Here is a 4,202-nt window from a genome sequence, read left to right on the forward strand (position 1 = left end):
GCTGGGTTTTCGGACTCGAGTAGGTACTTTTGATTGCGCCCTTTTTTGGGGTGTGGTTGTGAGTCTTCAACGGAGAGTTTGATCCTGGCTCAGGACGAACGCTGGCGGCGTGCTTAACACATGCAAGTCGAGCGGTAAGGCCTTTCGGGGTACACGAGCGGCGAACGGGTGAGTAACACGTGGGTGATCTGCCTCGTACTTCGGGATAAGCTCGGGAAACTGGGTCTAATACCGGATAGGACCATGGGATGCATGTCTTGTGGTGGAAAGATTTATCGGTGCGAGATGGGCCCGCGGCCTATCAGCTTGTTGGTGGGGTAATGGCCTACCAAGGCGACGACGGGTAGCCGACCTGAGAGGGTGACCGGCCACACTGGGACTGAGACACGGCCCAGACTCCTACGGGAGGCAGCAGTGGGGAATATTGCACAATGGGCGGAAGCCTGATGCAGCGACGCCGCGTGAGGGATGACGGCCTTCGGGTTGTAAACCTCTTTCGACTCCGACGAAGGGAAACTGACGGTAGGGGTAGAAGAAGCACCGGCCAACTACGTGCCAGCAGCCGCGGTAATACGTAGGGTGCGAGCGTTGTCCGGAATTACTGGGCGTAAAGAGCTTGTAGGCGGTTTGTCGCGTCTTCTGTGAAAACTCACAGCTCAACTGTGAGCTTGCAGGGGATACGGGCAGACTAGAGTACTTCAGGGGAGACTGGAATTCCTGGTGTAGCGGTGAAATGCGCAGATATCAGGAGGAACACCGGTGGCGAAGGCGGGTCTCTGGGAAGTAACTGACGCTGAGAAGCGAAAGCGTGGGTAGCGAACAGGATTAGATACCCTGGTAGTCCACGCCGTAAACGGTGGGTACTAGGTGTGGGTTTCCTTCCACGGGATCCGTGCCGTAGCTAACGCATTAAGTACCCCGCCTGGGGAGTACGGCCGCAAGGCTAAAACTCAAAGGAATTGACGGGGGCCCGCACAAGCGGCGGAGCATGTGGATTAATTCGATGCAACGCGAAGAACCTTACCTGGGTTTGACATACACCGGAAACCTGCAGAGATGTAGGCCCCCTTGTGGTCGGTGTACAGGTGGTGCATGGCTGTCGTCAGCTCGTGTCGTGAGATGTTGGGTTAAGTCCCGCAACGAGCGCAACCCTTGTCCTGTATTGCCAGCGGGTTATGCCGGGGACTTGCAGGAGACTGCCGGGGTCAACTCGGAGGAAGGTGGGGACGACGTCAAGTCATCATGCCCCTTATGTCCAGGGCTTCACACATGCTACAATGGCCGGTACAGAGGGCTGCGATATCGTGAGGTGGAGCGAATCCCTTAAAGCCGGTCTCAGTTCGGATCGGGGTCTGCAACTCGACCCCGTGAAGTTGGAGTCGCTAGTAATCGCAGATCAGCAACGCTGCGGTGAATACGTTCCCGGGCCTTGTACACACCGCCCGTCACGTCATGAAAGTCGGTAACACCCGAAGCCGGTGGCCCAACCCTTGTGGAGGGAGCCGTCGAAGGTGGGATTGGCGATTGGGACGAAGTCGTAACAAGGTAGCCGTACCGGAAGGTGCGGCTGGATCACCTCCTTTCTAAGGAGCTTTCTCCAGGTGCCCTGTCGGAGGATGGGTGTTGTCTGGCAGAGCCGTTTCGGATTCGAATGTAGTCCGGCGGAGCTCATGGGTGGAACGCTGACATGTGCCTCGATGTGTGCTGGGAGCCGTTGGTGTTCCTGGTTTCGGGGAGTGTAGTCGACACGCTGTTGGGTCCTGAAAGAACAGGCGTTCTTTCTAGGCGAATAGACGATCCGGAAGGGTTTCCGGGGTACCGCCGAGTTTTTCGGGCTGGTCTCGGGTTGGGTTCTTCTGGGTGTGTTGTTTGAGAACTGCACAGTGGACGCGAGCATCTTTGTTTGTAAGTGTTTAAGAGCGTACGGTGGATGCCTTGGCACCAGGAGCCGATGAAGGACGTGGGAGGCTGCGATATGCCTCGGGGAGCTGTCAACCGAGCTGAGATCCGAGGATTTCCGAATGGGGAAACCCGGCACGAGTGATGTCGTGTCACCTGCACCTGAATATATAGGGTGTGTGGAGGGAACGTGGGGAAGTGAAACATCTCAGTACCCACAGGAAGAGAAAACAATTGTGATTCCGTGAGTAGTGGCGAGCGAAAGCGGATGAGGCTAAACCTTGGGCGTGTGATACCCGGCAGGGGTTGCGTCTTGGGGGTTGTGGGGTTGTTCTTCCTGGTTCTGCCGGACCGGGCGTGAGTCAGAAACCGTGGCATTAGTCGAACTGGTCTGGGATGGCCGATCGTAGAGGGTGAGAGTCCCGTAGACGAAAATGTGGCGGCTCATGTGAATGATGCCCGAGTAGCAGCGGGCCCGTGAAATCTGCTGTGAATCTGCCGGGACCACCCGGTAAGCCTGAATACTCCCTGGTGACCGATAGCGGACTAGTACCGTGAGGGAAAGGTGAAAAGTACCCCGGGAGGGGAGTGAAATAGTACCTGAAACCGTGCGCTTACAATCCGTCAGGGCCCTGTTGTGGGGTGATGGCGTGCCTTTTGAAGAATGAGCCTGCGAGTTAGTGGCATGTGGCGAGGTTAACCCGTGTGGGGTAGCCGTAGCGAAAGCGAGTCCGAATAGGGCGTTGAGTCGTGTGTTCTAGACCCGAAGCGGAGTGATCTACCCATGGCCAGGGTGAAGCGTCGGTAAGACGTCGTGGAGGCCCGAACCCACTTAGGTTGAAAACTGAGGGGATGAGTTGTGGGTAGGGGTGAAAGGCCAATCAAACTCCGTGATAGCTGGTTCTCCCCGAAATGCATTTAGGTGCAGCGTTGCGTGTTTCACATCGGAGGTAGAGCTACTGGATGGCCTAGGGGGCCTACAAGCTTACCGAAGTCAGCCAAACTCCGAATGCCGGTGTGTGAGAGCGTGGCAGTGAGACTGCGGGGGATAAGCTTCGTAGTCGAGAGGGAAACAGCCCAGATCGCCGGCTAAGGCCCCTAAGCGTGTACTAAGTGGAAAAGGATGTGGGGTCGCGAAGACAACCAGGAGGTTGGCTTAGAAGCAGCCACCCTTGAAAGAGTGCGTAATAGCTCACTGGTCAAGTGATCCTGCGCCGACAATGTAGCGGGGCTCAAGTACACCGCCGAAGCCGCGGCATTCCAGTGTGGCCTGCTTTCGAGCCAGGTGCTGGGATGGGTAGGGGAGCGTCGTGTCACCGGGGAAGCGGCGGCGTGAGCCAGTCGTGGAGGTGATGCGAGTGAGAATGCAGGCATGAGTAGCGAAAGACGAGTGGGAAACTCGTCCGCCGAATGACCAAGGGTTCCTGGGCCAGGTTAATCCGCCCAGGGTGAGTCGGGACCTAAGGCGAGGCCGACAGGCGTAGTCGATGGACAACGGGTTGATATTCCCGTACCCGTGTATCCGCGCCAAGTGGTGAATCATCTGTGCTAAACGTCCAAATGCGGATGGACTTCCTTCGGGGAGCCGGAAGTGGCTGCACGTGACCCTGGGTGTAGTAGTCAAGCGATGGGGTGACGCAGGAAGGTAGCTGGGCCAGTGAGTGGTTGTACTGGTGTAAGCCTGTAGGGTGTGGCATAGGTAAATCCGTGTCGCGTGTGCCTGAGAGGTGATGCGTAGCCGATTGAGGTGAATTCAGTGATCCTATGCTGCCGAGAAAAGCCTCTAGTGAGTTGGTACACGGCCCGTACCCCAAACCGACACAGGTGGTCAGGTAGAGAATACCGAGGCGATCGAGAGAACTGTGGTTAAGGAACTCGGCAAAATGCCCCCGTAACTTCGGGAGAAGGGGGACCACTGTTGGTGACGGCCCTTTGCGGTTCGAGCTGGTGGTGGTCGCAGAGACCAGAGAGAAGCGACTGTTTACTAAAAACACAGGTCCGTGCGAAGTCGTAAGACGATGTATACGGACTGACGCCTGCCCGGTGCCGGAAGGTTAAGAGGACCGGTTAGCCTGTGAGGGCGAAGCTGAGAATTTAAGCCCCGGTAAACGGCGGTGGTAACTATAACCATCCTAAGGTAGCGAAATTCCTTGTCGGGTAAGTTCCGACCTGCACGAATGGCGTAACGACTTCTCTGCTGTCTCAACCACAGACTCGGCGAAATTGCATTACGAGTAAAGATGCTCGTTACGCGCGGCAGGACGAAAAGACCCCGGGACCTTCACTATAGCTTGGTATTGGTG

The 4,202-nt window shown here is 56.7% G+C and carries 2 rRNA genes; both read left to right on the plus strand.

From position 1 onward, the window contains the following. Window positions 1-66 precede the first annotated feature (66 nt). Window positions 67-1,583, plus strand: a 16S ribosomal RNA gene (locus APZ21_RS00890). A 320-nt stretch (window positions 1,584-1,903) separates the two neighbouring features. Next, window positions 1,904-4,202 (plus strand): 23S ribosomal RNA (locus APZ21_RS00895); the annotation flags it as partial.

The sequence above is a fragment of the Nocardia arizonensis genome, assembly GCF_001310275.1.
In the GTDB taxonomy this organism is placed as follows: domain Bacteria; phylum Actinomycetota; class Actinomycetes; order Mycobacteriales; family Mycobacteriaceae; genus Nocardia; species Nocardia arizonensis.